Raw genomic sequence first — 17,017 nt, forward strand, 5'->3', positions numbered from 1 at the left:
ATGGATCAGTTTACCATCAACCTGCTGTTCGTGGGCGCGTCCTTTGCGCTCTATATCGGCATTGCGATCTGGGCCCGTGCTGGCTCCACATCTGAATTCTATGCGGCCGGCCGGGGTGTGCATCCCGTCACCAACGGCATGGCCACGGCAGCGGACTGGATGTCGGCAGCCTCCTTCATCTCGATGGCGGGTCTCATCGCCTTTACCGGCTATGACAACTCCTCCTTCCTGATGGGCTGGACCGGTGGCTACGTGCTGCTGGCACTGCTGCTGGCGCCTTACCTGCGCAAGTTCGGCAAGTTCACCGTGTCGGAATTCATCGGCGATCGCTTCTACAGCCCGACCGCGCGTATCGTGGCGGTGATCTGCCTGATCGTCGCCTCCACCACCTACGTGATCGGTCAGATGACTGGCGTGGGCGTTGCCTTTGGTCGCTTCCTTGAGGTGTCCAACACCGCCGGTCTGCTGATCGGTGCCTGTGTCGTGTTCGCCTATGCGGTCTTCGGCGGCATGAAGGGCGTGACCTATACGCAGGTCGCGCAATATGTCGTGCTGATCATGGCCTATACAATTCCGGCCATCTTCATCTCGCTGCAGCTGACCGGCAACCCGATCCCGGCGTTGGGTCTCTTTGGCGATCACGTTGCCTCGGGTGAGCCTCTTCTGGCGAAACTCGACGCCATCGTGCGCGAGCTGGGTTTCAATGAATATACCGCCCACCACGCCGATACGCTGAACATGGTGCTCTTCACCCTGTCGCTGATGATCGGTACCGCCGGTCTGCCGCACGTGATCATGCGCTTCTTCACCGTTCCCAAGGTGTCCGATGCACGCTGGTCCGCAGGCTGGGCGTTGGTTTTCATCGCGCTGCTGTATCTGACTGCCCCGGCTGTTGGCGCCATGGCGCGTCTCAACATCACCGACATGATGTGGCCCAATGGCACAAACAGCGAAGCGGTCTCGGTCGAGCAGATCGAGAATGACGCCCGCTATGACTGGATGGCCACTTGGCAAAAAACCGGTCTCCTCGATTGGGAAGACAAGAACGGCGACGGCAAGATCCAGTACTACAACGACAACAACGCCGAGATGCAGGCCAAAGCGACCGAGAACGGCTGGCAGGGTAATGAGCTGACCAAGTTCAACCGCGATATCCTCGTGCTGGCCAACCCCGAAATCGCCAACCTGCCCTCTTGGGTGATCGGTCTGGTGGCTGCAGGCGGTCTGGCGGCGGCGCTGTCTACTGCGGCGGGTCTGCTGTTGGCGATCTCTTCGGCGGTGTCGCACGACCTGATCAAGGGCTCGATCAATCCGAACATCTCGGAAAAAGGCGAGCTTCTTTCGGCCCGTGTTGCCATGGCCGTTGCCATCGCGGTGGCCACCTATCTGGGCCTCAACCCTCCGGGCTTTGCAGCGCAGACCGTGGCGTTGGCCTTTGGTCTGGCGGCGGCCTCGATCTTCCCGGCGCTGATGATGGGCATCTTCACCAAGGTGAACAACAAGGGCGCGGTTGCAGGCATGATCGCAGGTCTGGTGGTCACGCTGATCTATATCTTCCTGCATAAGGGCTGGTTCTTCATCCCTGGCACCAACAGCTTCACGGATGCAGATCCGCTGCTGGGCACCATCAAATCCACCTCCTTTGGTGCGGTTGGCGCGATGGTGAACTTTGCGGTGGCCTACTTCGTGTCCAAATCGACCGACGCCATCCCGGCCGAGATCGAAGAGCTGGTGGAAAGCGTCCGCATCCCGCGCGGTGCAGGTGCTGCCCAGGACCACTGATCGAGGGTTTCCTCCCCGGGGCGGGCCGCCTCCCTCGGTATTATGGCCCGCCCTCTTTTCCTCACCATCCTGTCCGGGCACACTCGGGCAGGATGACTTTTATCCCGGCTTACGACACAGGCTTCTCCCATGCCCCTTTCTCCAGACGGTCTGATCCAGTTTCTGAAGACGGTTCACCCCTATGACAGCCTGGACGCCGCGCGCCTTGCGCAGCTTGCCCCCAAGTTCGAGGTGATCCACGCCAATGCAGGCGAAGAGATCTATGCCCTTGGTGCGCCAATGCAGGGTCTCTACCTCGTGCATCACGGCGAGGTGGAAGTCTTTGACGAGAACGGTATGGCCGTCTCCATCCTTGGGCCACGCAATTCCTTTGGCGAGCGTGGCCTCACCCGGGACGGCATCGCTGTTACCACCGCCTCGGCCAACGCCGAGAGCGCGCTTTTGCTCCTGCCGCGCGCCGATTTCGATGCGCTGATGCAGGCCGAACCCAAGGTCGCGCGCTTTTTCGACCGCCGCCGCCCGGGCGGACCTGCACAAAGCAGCCTTGCCACCCGCCGGGTTGCTGATTTCATGGCCACTCAGCCGATCACCTGCTCCAGCGGCCTCACCTGTCAAAGCGCCGCGCAATTGATGCGGGAGCATCATATCTCCTCGGTTTGCGTGACCGATGGAGACACGCTGGAAGGCATTCTCACCAACCGCGACCTGACCGAAAAGGTTCTGGCAGAGGGCCTGCCCATCTCCACCCCCGTTGCGCGGATCATGACGCGCGATCCGCTGACGCTGCCTTCCTCAGCCATCGCATCCGACGTGCTGCACGCGATGATGGAGCATCGGATTGGCCATGTTCCCGTGGTGGATGCGGGCAAGCTGTCGGGGATTGTCACCCAGACCGACCTGACGCGCCTTCAGGCGATGAGCTCGGCCGAGATGATTGCCGAAATCGCCAGCGCTCCGGATGCCGCTGCCATGGCCAGGGTCACCGACCGCATTCCGGCCCTGCTGCTGCAACTGGTGGCTGGCGGCAACCGGCACGAGGTGGTCACCCGCCTGATCACCGATATCGCCGATGCCGCCACCCGGCGCCTGCTGAAACTGGCCGAAGAGCGCCTTGGCCCGCCGCCCGTGCCTTACCTGTGGCTGGCCTGCGGGTCGCAGGGGCGGCAGGAACAGACGGGGGTTTCGGATCAGGACAACTGCCTGATGATCGATGATGCCATGCAAGAGGATGACGCCCCCTATTTCGAGGCGCTGGCGCAATTTGTCTGCGACGGGCTCAATACCTGCGGCTATGTCTATTGCCCCGGCGACATGATGGCGACCACCCCGCGCTGGCGTCAGCCCTTGCGCATATGGCGGCAGTATTTTGACGGCTGGATCAAGACCCCCGATCCCATGGCGCAGATGCTGGCTTCGGTGATGTTTGACCTGCGGCCCATCGGCGGCAACCGTGATCTGTTCAACGGACTGCAAGAGGAAGTGCTACAGGCGGCCAGTGCCAACTCCATCTTTACCGCCCATATGATTTCGAATTCGCTGAAACACACGCCGCCGCTTGGTCTCTTGCGCGGGATTGCCACTATCCGCTCGGGTGAGCATCGCAATACGCTGGATCTGAAACACAACGGCGTGGTGCCGGTGGTCGATCTGGGGCGGATCTATGCCTTGCAGGCGCGGCTCACCCCGGTCAACACCCGCGCCCGGTTGGAGGCGGCGGCGCTGACCTCGGCGCTTAGCCCTTCCGGCGCGCGGGATTTGCTGGATGCCTATGATCTGATTGCCGAAACCCGGCTGACCCATCAGGCAGACCAGATTCGCAGCGGTACAGCGCCCGACAACTTCCTGGCGCCCTCCGATCTGTCGGATTTTGAGCGAAGTCACCTGCGCGATGCCTTTGTCGTGGTAAAGACCATGCAATCGGCGCTGGGACACGGCAAGGGGATGCTGGGCTGAGGCCAGCAACGAGGGAGGAACACGGATGTTTCTGGAACTGATCGCGGTGATTTTTGCCGGTATTGCCGTCGCAGGCGTCGTCATGCTGGCGGGACGGATCAGCGGCGGACGGCTGCCAAAATGGCTGGCGCCTGTGGCCGCTGCCCTGGCAATGATCGGCGTTACGATTGCTTCGGAATACGGCTGGTACGATCGCACCCGCGCGTCCCTGCCCGATGGGGTCGTGGTGGCTGAAACCGGTCAGAACCGCAGCCTTTACCGGCCCTGGACCTATCTTGTGCCCTATACTGAACGGTTCGCCGCGGTTGATGTGGCCAGCGCGAAACGCCATGCCGAGCTGCCCGGGCAATATCTGGCAGAAGTCTATTTCTTTGGCCGCTGGTCCCCTGTCAGCACCCTGACCGCGCGGCTGGACTGCACCGGCTGGCGCCGCGCCGTGGTGGCCTCGGGCGGCGCCTTTGGGACGAATGATGCGACGGTTGACTGGATCACCCCGCCCGAAGACGACGGCCTTCTGACCACATTCTGCGGAGCGGTCTGATGCTGACACGGCTGAGCCTCAGACTGCGGATTTTCCTGTTTTTCTGCCTGATCGCGCTTGCCGCAATCGCCGCCGTCGTGGTCGCCCTGTGGATCGGTTATGCCCGGGCCGCCGCGCCAGAGCTTTTGGATGCCTTCGTGTTTTCCGGCGCGCTCAGCCTCTTTGCCATCCTTGGGATCTGCGCCGGGATCTGGCTTCTGTTTGATGAAAACGTCGCCAAGCCGATCGAACGGCTGGCCGCGCATCTGCGCGCACGGGCCCATGGTGGCGTCACTTCCGCGCTGGATCAGAACACGGCGCGCTACCTTGGCGATTTGGCCCCGGCGGCCTCGGATCTGGCTGGTCAGCTGGGCGCCGCGACCCTATCCACCGCCGAGGCTATCGCCCGCGAAACCGCGCGGCTGGAAGCGGAAAAGGCCCGGCTGACAACGCTACTCTCCGAGGTTCCCGTTGCTACCGTGATGGCGGCGCCCGATCACCGGATCGTTCTATATGACGCGCAGGCCGCGGCGGTTCTGTCCCAGATCGCCCCTGCCCGCCTAGGAGCCTCGCTGGGTGACTACCTCGAACGCGGCCCGCTGGAGGCCGCCCATAAGAAGATGATCCGCACCGGCAAGGAGGTCAGCGCCCGTATCACCGGCACCGATGGGCGCCAGACCTATGGCGTGCAGCTGAAACCGCTCGGGGATTCGCATGGCTATGTGGTGATCTTTGACAGCGCAGAGGCGGAAATCCCGCCCGAGGCCGCACGCCCGCTGATCTATGACTTTGCCCTGCTCAACCCTGAGGCGCGCAGGATCGAAGACCGCCCCCTGTCCGATCTGTCCTTTGCCGTGTTTGACACCGAAACCACCGGACTGCTGCCGCATAAGGACCACGTTGTGCAGCTGGGCGCGCTGCGGGTTCTGCGCGGCCGCATCGTCGAAGGTGAAACTCTGGACCTGCTGGTCAATCCCGGCGCGCCGATCCCGGCGGCCTCCACCCGGGTGCATGGCGTCACCGATGCCATGGTGAAAAACGCCCCCGACATCACAAGCGTTTCTACCACCTTCCATCATTTCGCGACGGGCGCGGTAATCGTCGCGCATAATGCGCCCTTTGACATGGCATTCCTGCGCCGCGCCGCCAAGAAAAGTGGCCTGACATGGGATCACCCGGTACTGGATACGGTGCTGCTGAGCGCGGTCCTGTTCGGCGCCTCGGTGCCGCATACGCTGGATGCGCTGTGCGACCGGCTGGATGTGACCATCCCCACGGCACTGCGGCATACCGCGCTTGGCGATGCCCGCGCCACGGCCGAGGTCCTGTGCCGGATGCTGCCGATGCTGGAGGCACGCGGGTTTACCACGCTGGGAGATGTGATCGCGCAGACACGCCAGCACGGTCGCCTTTTGCAGGACCTGAACCCTGTGGACAAACAGGGCGACGCATGGCAGGTCGGGAGCAAGACCTGACAGAAGGCGCGCGACATGCCGGAAACCACAATCACCCCCGGCCCGGAGACCCTCCGGGCCTATCGCGACGCACTGGGATGTTTCGCGACTGGCGTCACCGTGATCACCACCTTGACGGAAAACGGGCCGCTGGCGATCACCGCCAACAGTTTCACCTCGGTGTCGATGGATCCGCCCCTTCTGCTCTGGTGCCCGGCGCGCAGTTCCCTGCGGCACGATGCCTTTGTTTCGGCGCAGCGATTTTCCATTCATGTGATGGCGCAGGACCAACTGGATCTGGCGATCCATTTCGCACGCAGCGGCGATGATTTCGCCCCGGTCGACTGGCAGGCCGCCGAGGATGGGACACCACACCTTGATGGAGTGATTGCGCGGTTTGACTGCGCCGCCCACAGCGCCCATCACGCGGGCGATCACACGATCATCCTCGGCCAGGTGACCGGCTTCACCAGGCAGGCGGGCAAAGGGCTGGTTTTCAAACAGGGTCTTTACGGTGGGTTCCTGGAACAATCCTGAGGCGCCAGCCCAGGCTTCAACCAAACAGGCATGAAAAAACCCGCCACTGCAGAGCGCAGCGGCGGGTCAGTTTTGTCCGGGACGTGCCCGAAAAGCCTCATTTCAGGGCTGCATCGGTGATGGCATGGGTCCAGGCGCCTTCGGGCGTCTTGGTGATCACCGGGGCAGAACCGCCTGTCAGCAGGGTTTCAACCGTACGCTCATAGTCGGCCACATCCAGCGCGCCGTTGCTGCCTGCAGTCAGCTTGGCAACTTCGCTCATCATGCGCTTCTGGTGCATTTCGGTCTGTGCGCCCGAGGCGTCGTTGTCCAGAACGATCTCAGCCGCTTCATCCGGGTTCGACTCGGCGTATTTCCAGCCTTTCATCGAGGCGCGCACGAAACGCTCCATCTTGTCGGTAAAGGCTTCGTCGCTGAGGTTTTCCTCAAGCACATAAAGACCGTCTTCCAGCGTCGCGACACCCTGATCTTCGTACTTGAAGGTCACCAGCTCATCCGGGGAGACGCCTGCGTCAATGACCTGCCAGTATTCGTTGTAGGTCATGGTCGAGATGCAGTCGGCCTGACGCTGCAGCAGCGGGTCCACGTTGAAGCCCTGCTTCAGCACTTCGACGCCCATCTCCCCCTTGCCTTCGGTGGAAATGCCCAGCTTGCTCATCCAGCTCATGAAGGGGAACTCATTGCCGAAGAACCACACGCCCAGGGTCCGATTGGCCAGGTCCGCAGGCTCGGAAATGCCGGTGTCTTTCCAGCAGGTCAGCATCATGCCCGAGGATTTGAACGGCTGTGCGATATTGACCAGCGGCAGGCCCTTTTCGCGGGCTGCCAGCGCGGCAGGCATCCATTCGACGGTCACGTCAGCGCCGCCCCCTGCGATCACCTGCGTCGGAGCGATGTCCGGGCCGCCAGGCAGGATGGTGACGTTCAGATCTTCTTCTTCGTAAAACCCTTTGTCGAGCGCCACGTAATAGCCAGCGAACTGTGCCTGTGTCACCCATTTCAACTGCAGCTTAACGTCGTCGGCTGCCTGCGCGGCTCCGGCTGCGCCAAGCGCCAGCGCGGCGGCTGTCAGAATGTGTTTCATTGGTAGGTTCTCCCTGTTGTTATGGATAGAGCTTGCGCGAATTTGACCATTTGTTCAAAGTTTTTTTACTATATCAAACTTGGGCATCGCTGCCCGCGCGCAAGTATTAAGCAGCGCGCTGCGCCCATGTTATGCGCGGCATTTTTTCCGTTCAACCATGGGCCGCAGCGCCGTTCTTGCCACCACCCGAAGACGTATTTCCGGATGGTGGATCACTCTTCAACCCCGCTGCGAAGGGTGCCAGAAGGTCAGTGTTTTCTCGACCAGTGCGATCACGCCGTAAAAGGCGGACCCGGCCAGCGCGGCCACCAGGATTTCGGCCCATACCATATCCAGCGCCAGCTGGCCGACACTGGTGGAAATCCGGAAGCCCATGCCCACGGTGGGCGAGCCGAAGAACTCCGCAACGATTGCGCCCACCAGCGCCAGCGTCGTTGAAATCTTCAACCCGTTGAAGATGAAGGGCAGTGCGGCCGGCAGGCGCAGCTTGAAAAAGCTCTGCCAATAGCTGGCCGCGTAGGTTTGCATCAGGTCGCGCTGCATGGCCGAGGTTTCCCGAAGACCGGCAACCGTGTTCACCAGCATCGGGAAGAAAACCATCACCACGACAACCGCCGCCTTGGACTGCCAGTCAAAGCCGAACCACATCACCAGAATGGGCGCGGTACCAACAATCGGCAGGGCCGCGACAAAGTTACCCACGGGCAGCAGCCCCCGGCGCAGGAAGTCGCTGCGATCCACAGCCACCGCCATCAGCAGCGCTGCCACGCAGCCCATGATGTAGCCGGACAAAGCCCCCTTGATGAAGGTCTGGGAGAAATCCTGCCACAGGATCGGGATCGAGGTGGCAAAACGCGCCGCGATCAGCGAAGGCGCGGGCAGGATCACCATGGAAACCTCAAGCCCTCGTACCAGCAGTTCCCAGACGATCAGCACGGTCACGCCAAAGATCAGCGGAACGGCCAGCTTCACAGCTTGTGTCTTGGCCGCGGGACTATTGGCAAAACGGCTGTTGATCCACCAGCCCGCAATCCAGACCAGAGCAGCAAAAACAACTTCGATCATGCGCTCATCCCCATGCGTTTAAGAACAACCCGTTCGATCAGACCCAGAAGCGCCACCAGAAGCGCCGCAAGAATGGCCGCTGCGAACAGCGCCGACCAGATCTGCACCGTCTGCCCATAGTAGCTGCCCGCCAGAAGCCGCGCGCCAAGGCCCGCAACCGCACCAGTCGGGAGTTCCCCGACGATGGCACCCACCAGCGAGGCAGCGATGCCGATCTTGAGCGAAGCAAAGAGATACGGCAGCGAGGACGGCAACCGGAGCTTCCAGAAGCCCTGCGATGTGCTCGCACTGTAGGTCTTCAACAGGTCGAGTTGCATGCTATCGGGGCTGCGCAAGCCCTTTACCATGCCAACAACGACCGGGAAGAAACTGAGATAGGCCGAGATGATCGCTTTTGGCAGGATCCCCTGAACGCCTATGGAATAAAGCACCACGATGATCATTGGTGCCAGAGCGATGATCGGAATGGTCTGGCTGACAATGGCCCAGGGCATCACCGACATATCCATCACCTTAGAATGCACGATACCCACGGCCAGAAGGATCCCCAGGCCCGTGCCGATGGCAAAACCCAGCAGCGTCGCGGAGAGCGTCACCTGCCCGTGGTAGATCAGGCTGCGTTTCGAGGTGACCTTTTTCTGGACTGTGGTTTTCCACAGCTCTGCCGCGACCTGATGCGGCGCGGGCAGACGCGGGCGATCCTGCGCCCAGGTGTCTCCAATGGCAAATGTGTTCTTCGCCACCAGCCCAAAGGTGCCCATATCGCGGCGTTCCTTGGCAGTCGCCGGAGTGATTTCGGCCCCTGCCCTCTCTGCCTGATCCAGAACGCCCTTGATGTTCATCGGAACGCAGGCGGCGTACCAGAAGGCAATGATGGCAGCGACAACGGTGAGAACGGCAAAAAAGCTCTTCATGCCCTGCCCTCCCCATTCGGGATCAACGTGCGGTCATGCGTCATCGGAATGCCCCGCGCGCAGACCCTCACGCACCCGGTGCGCGATGTCGATAAATTCCTGACTGTCACGAATATCGAGCGGCCGTTCCTTTGGCAGGGTGCTTTCGATCACATCGGTGATCCGGCCCGGACGCGGCGACATCACCACGATCTTGGTGCTGAGGTACACCGCCTCGGGGATCGAGTGGGTGACAAAACCGATGGTCTTGTCCGTGCGCGCCCAAAGCTTCAGCAGCTGTTCGTTGAGGTGGTCGCGCACGATCTCATCCAGCGCGCCAAAGGGTTCGTCCATCAGCAGGATATCGGCATCAAAGGCCAGCGCCCGGGCGATACTGGCCCGCTGCTGCATCCCGCCGGACAATTGCCAGGGGTATTTGCCGCCAAAACCGGAAAGCTCCACCAATTCAAGGACCTGCGCGACGCGCTTGTCCTGCTCTTCCCTGGAGTATCCCATGATCTCAAGCGGCAGCTTGATGTTCTTGGCGATGGTGCGCCAGGGATAAAGACCCGCCGCCTGAAACACATAGCCATAGGCGCGTTTCTGGCGCGCCTCATCCGGGGTCATGCCGTTAACCGTGATGCTGCCACCGGTCGGGTGTTCCAGCGCCGCCATCACCCGCAGAAAGGTGGTCTTGCCGCAGCCCGAGGGGCCGATGAAGCTGACGAAATCTCCCTTGTTGATGGTGAGGTTTACATCCTTCAGCGCCTGCACCGGCCCGTCGTTGGTTTCAAACACCAGGTCCAGGTTGCGCGCTTCGACGACGGCCTGGGGGGATCCGGCCTGGGTAGTCGTTTCGTTGTTCATGTCGTTGCCTTAATAGGACGGGAGGCCGGGCCCCCATGTGCGGAGGCCCGTCTCCTGTTTGATAACAATTACACGCCGGTTGCCGGAATACCGGACCGTTCGACCGGACGCGGCGCGGACAGCTCTTTCCAGGTCGACAGCGCCTTGTTGACGGTGGTGTTGGCCTCGCGCTCGACGAACTTGCCGTGGCCTTCCTGCGTGCGGATCTCCCCGTCGTAGACGGCGACATGGCCGCGCGTCAGGGTAAAGCGCGGCAGGCCTTTGACCTCTTTGCCTTCAAAGACGTTGTAGTCGATGGAGGACTGCTGTGTCTCGGCGCTGATGGTCTTGGTCTTGTTCGGGTCCAGAACCACCAGATCGGCATCGGCGCCCACCAGAACCGCACCTTTTTTCGGATAGCAATTCAGGATCTTGGCGATGTTGGTCGAGGTGACGGCCACGAATTCATTCGGCGTCAGGCGGCCGGTTTCAACACCGTGGGTCCACAGCATCGGCATACGGTCTTCAAGGCCGCCGGTGCCATTCGGGATCTTGGTGAAATCGCCAACGCCATAGCGTTTCTGCTCGGTCGAGAAGGCGCAGTGGTCGGTGGCCACCACCGACAGCGAGCCGGACTGAAGGCCCGCCCAGAGGCTGTCCTGATGCTTTTTGTTGCGGAACGGCGGCGACATCACCCGGCGGGCGGCGTGATCCCAGTCCTGGTTGAAATACTCGCTTTCATCCAGCGTCAGGTGCTGAATCAGCGGCTCGCCCCAGACGCGTTTGCCCTGCATGCGGGCACGGCGGATGGCCTCGTGGCTGTCCTCGCAGGAGGTATGCACCACGTAAAGCGGCACACCGGCCATATCGGCGATCATGATGGCACGGTTGGTGGCCTCGCCCTCGACTTGCGGCGGGCGGGAATAAGCGTGCCCCTCTGGGCCGTTGTTGCCCTCGGCCAGCAGTTTGGCGCTCAGCTCGGCCACCACATCGCCGTTTTCAGCGTGCACCATGGCGATACCGCCCAGTTCCGACAGGCGCTGGAACGAGGAGTACAGCTCATCATCGTTCACCATCAGCGCGCCTTTATAGGCCATGAAATGCTTGAAGGTGTTGATGCCGCGGGTTTCGATCACGGTCTTCATCTCGTCAAAGACCTGCTCGCCCCACCATGTCACGGCCATGTGGAAGGAATAGTCGCAGTTGGCGCGGGTCGATTTGTTGTCCCAGCGTTTCAGCGCATCCAGCAGGCTTTCGCCCGGGTTCGGCAGGGCAAAGTCGACAACCATGGTGGTGCCGCCCGCCAGACCTGCGCGGGTGCCGCTTTCGAAATCATCCGAGGAATAGGTCCCCATGAAAGGCATTTCCAGATGGGTGTGCGGGTCGATCCCGCCCGGCATCACGTAACAGCCGGTCGCGTCCAACTGCTCGTCACCCTTCAGATCGGGGCCGATTTCGGTGATCACACCGTTTTCGATCAGCACGTCGGCCTTGTAGGTGAGGTCAGCCGTGACGATGGTCCCGTTCTTGATGACTTTACTCATGGTTTCTAACTCCCTGTTATTTATATGTTCGATCCGTTTCAGACTGAACTGAAACAACCGATTGCATGTCCGTGTACGCCGATGTCGAGCGGGCCGAAAACAGATTCAACGCAAAGCGAGAAGTAGCCCGCCAGCGGCAGATATATCACCCGGTAGTCGCCATTCGGCTGGGTGACGGCCCAACAGTCCTGTGTCAGGCCGCCGGAAAAATTGACGGTGACCTCTTCCGGCTCGCACAGCGCGCTGCGAAAGGCGGCAAGGGTTTTAAAGCCCACGTTACTGGTGATCGGGAATTCGGCGACCTCCGTCTCGATCAGATGTTTGATCCGATCGGGGATGGAGAGGTCGGCGCCGATCACCGTAGGACCATCCGCCGCAACAGCAGGGTCCGGAACATGGGCTTGAGGGTCACCGGATTATTCCACGATCTCAGCGGTTTCGACCACGGCGTGGAACAGGACGTTTGCCCCTGCTTCGGCCCAGTCCTTGCTGATCTCTTCGGCTTCATTGTGGCTTAGCCCGTCGACACAGGGGCACATGACCATTGCGGTCGGTGCCACGCGGTTGATCCAGCAGGCATCATGGCCGGCGCCCGAGATAATGTCGAGGTGGGAATAGCCCAGCCGCTCGGCGGCGCTGCGCACTGCCGTCACGCAGGCATCATCGAATTTCACCGGGTCAAAGCCGCCGACTTTTTCGAACTCGATCTCAACGCCCATGGCATCAGCGATTTCCTGTCCCTGCTCCCGCAGGCGCAGCTCCATGTCCTCGATCACCTCCAGCTCGGGGCTGCGGAAATCGACAGTGAAAACCACTTTGCCGGGGATCACGTTGCGCGAATTGGGGAAGACATCGATATGACCCGCTGCGCCAACCGCATGCGGCGCATGGGACCATGCGATTTCGTCCACCGCATCCAGCACCCGCGCCATGGCAAGGCCGGCATTGCGGCGCATCGGCATCGGGGTCGACCCGGTGTGCGCATCCTTGCCGGTGATCGTCACCTGCGTCCAGCTCAGCCCCTGCCCATGGGTGACAACGCCAATATCCTTGCCTTCGGCCTCAAGGATCGGGCCCTGTTCGATATGCAGCTCAAAGAAGGCGTGCATCTTGCGGGCACCAACTTCTTCGTCGCCGCGCCAGCCGATCCGCTTCAGCTCATCACCGAATTTCTTGCCTTCCGCGTCTTCGCGGTCATAGGCCCAGTCCTGTGTATGGATGCCGGCAAAAACCCCGGACGACAGCATCGCCGGGGCGTAACGGGTGCCTTCCTCATTGGTGAAATTGGTCACCACAATGGGGTGTTTTGTCTTGATATTCATATCGTTGAGCGAGCGGATTAATTCGAGGCCGCCCAAAACACCAAGCACGCCGTCGTATTTGCCGCCCGTTGGCTGGGTATCAAGGTGCGAACCCACATAGACCGGCAGCGCATCGGGATCAGTGCCTTCGCGGCGGGCAAACATATTGCCCATCTGGTCCAACCCCATGGTGCATCCGGCATCCTCGCACCATTTCTGGAACAAGGCGCGCCCTTCGGCATCTTCATCGGTCAGGGTCTGACGGTTGTTGCCGCCCGCAACGCCGGGGCCGATCTTGGCCATCTCCATCAGACTGTCCCACAGCCGATCGCCATTGATCTTCAGATTCTGTCCAAGCGACGTCATCGCAGCTTCCTTCCTGTTGGTCCCGTCTGTTTTGCGGGCTATTTTTGGCTTGGCGCCATTTTGGTGGCTTTGAAGCGTTGGTCAAAGTCTTTTCGGACCGGATTTGACCAACTGGTCAAACTCAAGCTACCATGAGGGCGCAGTCAGTCAAGAAATTGCGTCACCAGGACTGGGAAAACACTTGGTTTACAGGTGAAATGTGTGAAATAGAGGCGTTCTTCCGACGCCCGGACACCCAAGGACAGAAAACCCGCCAATGCCCAAGGACAGATCCCCAACCCGCATTCAGAAAAAGAATCGCGCCGCCATCCTCGACGCCGCGCTTGAGGTGTTTTCCACCCATGGTTTCCGTGGCGCCACCGTGGATCAGATCGCGGGTGAGGCCGGGCTGTCGAAGCCAAATCTGCTGTACTATTTCCCGTCGAAAGAGGCGATTTTCACCGCGCTGCTCTCGGAACTTCTGGATACCTGGCTGGACCCCTTGCGGGAACTGGATCCCGAGGGTGAGCCGCTGGAGGAAATGCTGGCCTATGTGCAGCGCAAATTGCAGATGAGCCAGGACTTCCCCCGCGAAAGCCGCCTGTTTGCCAACGAAATCGTGCAAGGCGCGCCGCGGATGCTGGAGGCGCTCTCGACCGATCTGAAACAGTTGGTCGAGGAAAAAGCTGCCGTGATCCAAGGCTGGATGGACGCGGGAAAACTGCAGCCCAGCCACCCCAAACATTTGATTTTTTCGATCTGGTCGCTGACCCAGCACTATGCGGATTTCGACGTTCAGGTCCGCACCCTGATGGGAGAAGAAGATCCGTTCGAGGCAGCACCTGCGTTTCTGGACACCTTCTATCGACGCATGCTGACGCCAACGGGTTAAACCACGTCGCACCACCCGAAACAGCAAAAGGGGCGCCCGCACCGGGCGCCCCTCTTTATTTGTTATCAGATTGTTAAGGGCGAAAGCTCACTCAGCAGCCGTGGCCGAGGGGTTGTTCGGATGCGTCGTCCAGTTGGCGTATTGATCCGACACCACCTTGCCGGTGCGCAGATCGACCTGACCGGCGGGCACCTCTTCCATGGTGATGCAGCCTTCGACCGGGCAGACGTTGACACACAAGTTACAGGCGACGCATTCGTCATCTTTCACCGTGAATGTGCGGTCTTCGCTCATCTCGATGGCCTGGTGCGAGGTGTCTTCGCAGGCGGCAAAGCAGCGACCGCATTTGATGCAGTCATCCTGGCTGATCTTCGCCTTGGCGACATAGTTCAGATCCAGATACTGCCAGTCGGTCACGTTCGGAACCGCCATGCCGATGAAGTCCTGGGTCGAGGTGTAGCCCTTTTCGTCCATCCAGGTGGACAGGCCCGAGATCATCTCTTTCACCACGTTGAAGCCATAGGTCATCGCCGCGGTGCAGACCTGAACGTTGCCCGCGCCAAGCGCCATGAATTCAGCCGCATCTTTCCAGGTGGTGACGCCGCCGATGGCCGAGATCGGCAGGCCATGTGTCTGCGGGTCGCGGGCGATTTCCGCAACCATGTTCATGGCAATCGGCTTTACCGCCGGGCCGCAATAGCCACCGTGGGTACCCTTGCCGCCGATGGTCGGCTCGGGCGCCATGTTGTCGAGGTCAACCGAGACGATGGAATTGATGGTGTTGATCAGGCTCACCGCATCGCCGCCGCCTGCCTTGGCCGCGCGGGCCGGGAAGCGCACATCGGTGATGTTCGGCGTCAGCTTCACGATCACCGGCTTGGAATAGTATTTCTTGCACCATTCCGTGACCATCTGGATGTATTCCGGCACCTGCCCCACGGCAGAGCCCATGCCACGTTCGGCCATACCGTGAGGGCAGCCAAAGTTCAGTTCGATCCCGTCCGCGCCGGTGGCTTCGACCTTGGGCAGGATCGCCTGCCAGGCTTCTTCCTCGCAAGGCACCATGATGGAGACGATCACCGCGCGGTCCGGATAGTCCTTCTTGACGCGGGTGATTTCCTCAAGGTTGGTCTCAAGGCTGCGGTCGGTGATCAGCTCAATGTTGTTGAGACCCAGCAGACGCCGGTCCGCGCCCCAGATCGCGCCATAACGCGGCCCGTTGACGTTGACCACTGGCGGGCCTTCGGAGCCGAGGGTCTTCCAGACCACACCGCCCCAGCCAGCCTCAAAGGCGCGGCGGACGTTGTATTCCTTGTCGGTCGGCGGCGCCGAGGCCAGCCAGAACGGGTTCGGAGATTTGATCCCCAGAAATTCAGTTGTCAGATCAGCCATTTATCTGTTCCTTTTCATGCTCGCCTGCTGTCCCTACCGGAACAGCGGGCTGGCTTAGCCCATCAGGCTGGAATGAATGTCCATTGCGGCATCGCGGCCCTCGGCCACGGCGGTCACGGTCAGGTCTTCGCCACCCGAGGCACAGTCGCCCCCGGCCCAGACACCTGCAACCGAGGTCCGCCCGGTTTCCGAGACCTTGATCTTGCCACCGTCGATTTCCAGCCCGTCGGGCTGTCCCTCAAGGGTCTGACCGATCGCCTTGTAGACCTGATCCGCTGCCAGGCGCAGGGTCTCGCCAGTGCCGGTTACGCGGCCATCCTTGACCTCTGTGTATTCCAGCTCAATCTCGGCTGCGGCGCCGTTGCCGTGGATCGCCTTGGGCATCACGTTGAACATCAGCTTGACGCCCTTGGAGGCCGCCAGATCCTGTTCAAACCGGCTGGCGCCCATGGCATCACGGCCACGGCGATAGGCGATGGTGACGTTTTCGGCGCCCAGCAGTTTCGACTGCACAGCCGCATCGACCGCGGTCATGCCGCCGCCAATGACCACGACATTGCGACCGACAGGCAGCGTGGTCAGATCATCAGCCTGACGCAGATCGGCGATGAAATCCACCGCATCGCGCACGCCATCCTTGTCTTCGCCTTCGCTGCGCAGCGCGTTGACGCCGCCAAGACCGATAGACAGGAACACCGCGTCAAAGTCGCCTTTCAGCGCCTCAAGCGACAACTCCGACCCGAGCTTTTTGCCGTATTCCATTGAAATACCGCCGATCTGCAGCAGCCAGTCAACTTCGCGTGCGGCAAAATCATTGGTGGACTTGTAGGCGGCAATACCGAATTCGTTCAGACCGCCGGCCTTGTCCTTGCTGTCATAGACGGTGACGTCGTGCCCGAGCATCGCCAGACGGTGCGCGGCCGACAGGCCCGCAGGACCGGCGCCGACAACCGCAACGCGCTTGCCCGTCGCCTCGGCGCGGGTGAAGGGATGCTCGCCCTTGGCCATAAGCGTATCGGTGGCATAGCGCTGCAGACGGCCGATCTCCACCGGCTTGCCTTCGGCGGTTTCGCGCACGCAGACCTCTTCGCACAGGGTCTCGGTCGGGCAGACGCGGGCGCACATGCCGCCAAGGATGTTCTGATCCAGAATGGTCTTTGCCGCAGATGTCGGATGTCCGGCCTGAATTTCGCGGATGAACTGCGGAATATCGATCGAGGTCGGACAGGCCGTCATGCAGGGCGCGTCATAGCAGAAATAGCAACGATCCGCGGCAACGGCGGCTTCGTGCTGATCATAGGGGGCATGCAGATCCCCGAAATTCTCGGCGATCTCTGGGGCGGACAAACGTCCAGCCTGGATCCCGGATGCCTGATGGCTACTCGCCATTGGGTGTCTCCCTGACTGTT

The 17,017-nt window shown here is 61.2% G+C and carries 15 protein-coding genes; 6 read left to right on the top strand and 9 right to left on the bottom strand.

Annotated features, from left to right (window positions below; translation table 11 throughout):
- The 5 genes from JL2886_RS02165 to JL2886_RS02185 all read left to right on the top strand — a co-directional run bounded on the left by JL2886_RS02165 (nucleotide 1) and on the right by JL2886_RS02185 (nucleotide 6,246).
- Nucleotides 1-1,782 (top strand): sodium:solute symporter family protein, encoded by a 1,782-nt coding sequence (locus JL2886_RS02165; RefSeq protein ID WP_065270514.1) that lies wholly within the window; start codon nucleotides 1-3, stop codon nucleotides 1,780-1,782.
- Between the two features lie 129 nt (nucleotides 1,783-1,911).
- Entirely contained in the window at nucleotides 1,912-3,735 is a 1,824-nt protein-coding gene (locus JL2886_RS02170; RefSeq protein WP_065270515.1) for a DUF294 nucleotidyltransferase-like domain-containing protein, read from the top strand.
- A 25-nt stretch (nucleotides 3,736-3,760) separates the two neighbouring features.
- Nucleotides 3,761-4,276, top strand: coding sequence for a hypothetical protein (locus JL2886_RS02175; RefSeq protein WP_065270516.1), 516 nt, complete (start codon nucleotides 3,761-3,763; stop codon nucleotides 4,274-4,276).
- A complete protein-coding gene (locus JL2886_RS02180) occupies nucleotides 4,276-5,730 on the top strand; it encodes a 3'-5' exonuclease (RefSeq protein WP_065270517.1) in 1,455 nt (484 codons plus the stop codon). The genes JL2886_RS02175 and JL2886_RS02180 overlap by 1 nt, the downstream gene beginning before the upstream one ends.
- A gap of 15 nt (nucleotides 5,731-5,745) precedes the next feature.
- Nucleotides 5,746-6,246 carry a flavin reductase family protein gene (locus JL2886_RS02185; RefSeq protein ID WP_065270518.1) on the top strand — a complete coding sequence of 167 codons (501 nt, stop codon included), beginning with the start codon at nucleotides 5,746-5,748 and terminating at the stop codon, nucleotides 6,244-6,246.
- Between the two features lie 97 nt (nucleotides 6,247-6,343).
- On the opposite strand, the gene JL2886_RS02190 is transcribed toward JL2886_RS02185, so the two are convergent.
- The 7 genes from JL2886_RS02190 to JL2886_RS02220 form a co-directional block, all read right to left on the bottom strand.
- Nucleotides 6,344-7,330: an ABC transporter substrate-binding protein gene (locus JL2886_RS02190; RefSeq protein WP_065270519.1), complete on the bottom strand. Its 987-nt coding sequence runs from the start codon at nucleotides 7,328-7,330 to the stop codon at nucleotides 6,344-6,346.
- Nucleotides 7,331-7,549: 219 nt separating this feature from the next.
- Complete coding sequence (locus JL2886_RS02195) at nucleotides 7,550-8,395, bottom strand: ABC transporter permease (RefSeq protein ID WP_065270520.1); 846 nt, start codon at nucleotides 8,393-8,395, stop codon at nucleotides 7,550-7,552.
- Nucleotides 8,392-9,309 carry an ABC transporter permease gene (locus JL2886_RS02200; RefSeq protein ID WP_065270521.1) on the bottom strand — a complete coding sequence of 306 codons (918 nt, stop codon included), beginning with the start codon at nucleotides 9,307-9,309 and terminating at the stop codon, nucleotides 8,392-8,394. The genes JL2886_RS02195 and JL2886_RS02200 overlap by 4 nt, the downstream gene beginning before the upstream one ends.
- A 33-nt stretch (nucleotides 9,310-9,342) precedes the next feature.
- Nucleotides 9,343-10,155 (bottom strand): ABC transporter ATP-binding protein, encoded by an 813-nt coding sequence (locus JL2886_RS02205; RefSeq protein ID WP_065270522.1) that lies wholly within the window; start codon nucleotides 10,153-10,155, stop codon nucleotides 9,343-9,345.
- A gap of 68 nt (nucleotides 10,156-10,223) precedes the next feature.
- Nucleotides 10,224-11,678, bottom strand: a complete 1,455-nt coding sequence (gene hydA / locus JL2886_RS02210; protein ID WP_065270523.1) for a dihydropyrimidinase — start codon at nucleotides 11,676-11,678, stop codon at nucleotides 10,224-10,226.
- A gap of 38 nt (nucleotides 11,679-11,716) precedes the next feature.
- Entirely contained in the window at nucleotides 11,717-12,037 is a 321-nt protein-coding gene (locus JL2886_RS02215; protein ID WP_065270524.1) for a hypothetical protein, read from the bottom strand.
- 57 nt (nucleotides 12,038-12,094) lie between these two features.
- Nucleotides 12,095-13,345 (bottom strand): Zn-dependent hydrolase, encoded by a 1,251-nt coding sequence (locus JL2886_RS02220; RefSeq protein WP_065270525.1) that lies wholly within the window; start codon nucleotides 13,343-13,345, stop codon nucleotides 12,095-12,097.
- Between the two features lie 256 nt (nucleotides 13,346-13,601).
- On the opposite strand from JL2886_RS02220, the gene JL2886_RS02225 reads away from it, so the two are divergent.
- The gene (locus JL2886_RS02225) at nucleotides 13,602-14,216 is read left to right on the top strand and encodes a TetR family transcriptional regulator C-terminal domain-containing protein (protein ID WP_065270526.1); all 615 of its coding nucleotides are present in this window, start codon (nucleotides 13,602-13,604) and stop codon (nucleotides 14,214-14,216) included.
- 87 nt (nucleotides 14,217-14,303) lie between these two features.
- Here the strand turns inward: JL2886_RS02225 and preA are convergent, their stop codons facing one another.
- On the bottom strand, nucleotides 14,304-15,608 hold the full coding sequence (gene preA / locus JL2886_RS02230; RefSeq protein ID WP_065270527.1) for an NAD-dependent dihydropyrimidine dehydrogenase subunit PreA: 1,305 nt from the start codon (nucleotides 15,606-15,608) through the stop codon (nucleotides 14,304-14,306).
- Between the two features lie 54 nt (nucleotides 15,609-15,662).
- Nucleotides 15,663-16,997, bottom strand: coding sequence for an NAD(P)-dependent oxidoreductase (locus JL2886_RS02235; RefSeq protein ID WP_065270528.1), 1,335 nt, complete (start codon nucleotides 16,995-16,997; stop codon nucleotides 15,663-15,665).
- Between the last annotated feature and the right edge of the window lie 20 nt (nucleotides 16,998-17,017).

Origin of the sequence: Phaeobacter gallaeciensis, assembly GCF_001678945.1 — a bacterium.
Lineage (GTDB): Bacteria > Pseudomonadota > Alphaproteobacteria > Rhodobacterales > Rhodobacteraceae > Phycobacter > Phycobacter gallaeciensis_A.

Excerpts from the sequence above, each read along its gene's own strand:
- JL2886_RS02165 (WP_065270514.1), top strand. The coding sequence starts at position 1 with ATGGATCAGTTTACCATCAACCTGCTGTTCGTGGGCGCGTCCTTTGCG.
- JL2886_RS02170 (WP_065270515.1), top strand. The coding sequence starts at position 1,912 with ATGCCCCTTTCTCCAGACGGTCTGATCCAGTTTCTGAAGACGGTTCAC.
- JL2886_RS02175 (WP_065270516.1), top strand. The coding sequence starts at position 3,761 with ATGTTTCTGGAACTGATCGCGGTGATTTTTGCCGGTATTGCCGTCGCA.
- JL2886_RS02180 (WP_065270517.1), top strand. The coding sequence starts at position 4,276 with ATGCTGACACGGCTGAGCCTCAGACTGCGGATTTTCCTGTTTTTCTGC.
- JL2886_RS02185 (WP_065270518.1), top strand. The coding sequence starts at position 5,746 with ATGCCGGAAACCACAATCACCCCCGGCCCGGAGACCCTCCGGGCCTAT.
- JL2886_RS02190 (WP_065270519.1), bottom strand. The coding sequence starts at position 7,330 with ATGAAACACATTCTGACAGCCGCCGCGCTGGCGCTTGGCGCAGCCGGA.
- JL2886_RS02195 (WP_065270520.1), bottom strand. The coding sequence starts at position 8,395 with ATGATCGAAGTTGTTTTTGCTGCTCTGGTCTGGATTGCGGGCTGGTGG.
- JL2886_RS02200 (WP_065270521.1), bottom strand. The coding sequence starts at position 9,309 with ATGAAGAGCTTTTTTGCCGTTCTCACCGTTGTCGCTGCCATCATTGCC.
- JL2886_RS02205 (WP_065270522.1), bottom strand. The coding sequence starts at position 10,155 with ATGAACAACGAAACGACTACCCAGGCCGGATCCCCCCAGGCCGTCGTC.
- hydA (WP_065270523.1), bottom strand. The coding sequence starts at position 11,678 with ATGAGTAAAGTCATCAAGAACGGGACCATCGTCACGGCTGACCTCACC.
- JL2886_RS02220 (WP_065270525.1), bottom strand. The coding sequence starts at position 13,345 with ATGACGTCGCTTGGACAGAATCTGAAGATCAATGGCGATCGGCTGTGG.
- JL2886_RS02225 (WP_065270526.1), top strand. The coding sequence starts at position 13,602 with ATGCCCAAGGACAGATCCCCAACCCGCATTCAGAAAAAGAATCGCGCC.
- preA (WP_065270527.1), bottom strand. The coding sequence starts at position 15,608 with ATGGCTGATCTGACAACTGAATTTCTGGGGATCAAATCTCCGAACCCG.
- JL2886_RS02235 (WP_065270528.1), bottom strand. The coding sequence starts at position 16,997 with ATGGCGAGTAGCCATCAGGCATCCGGGATCCAGGCTGGACGTTTGTCC.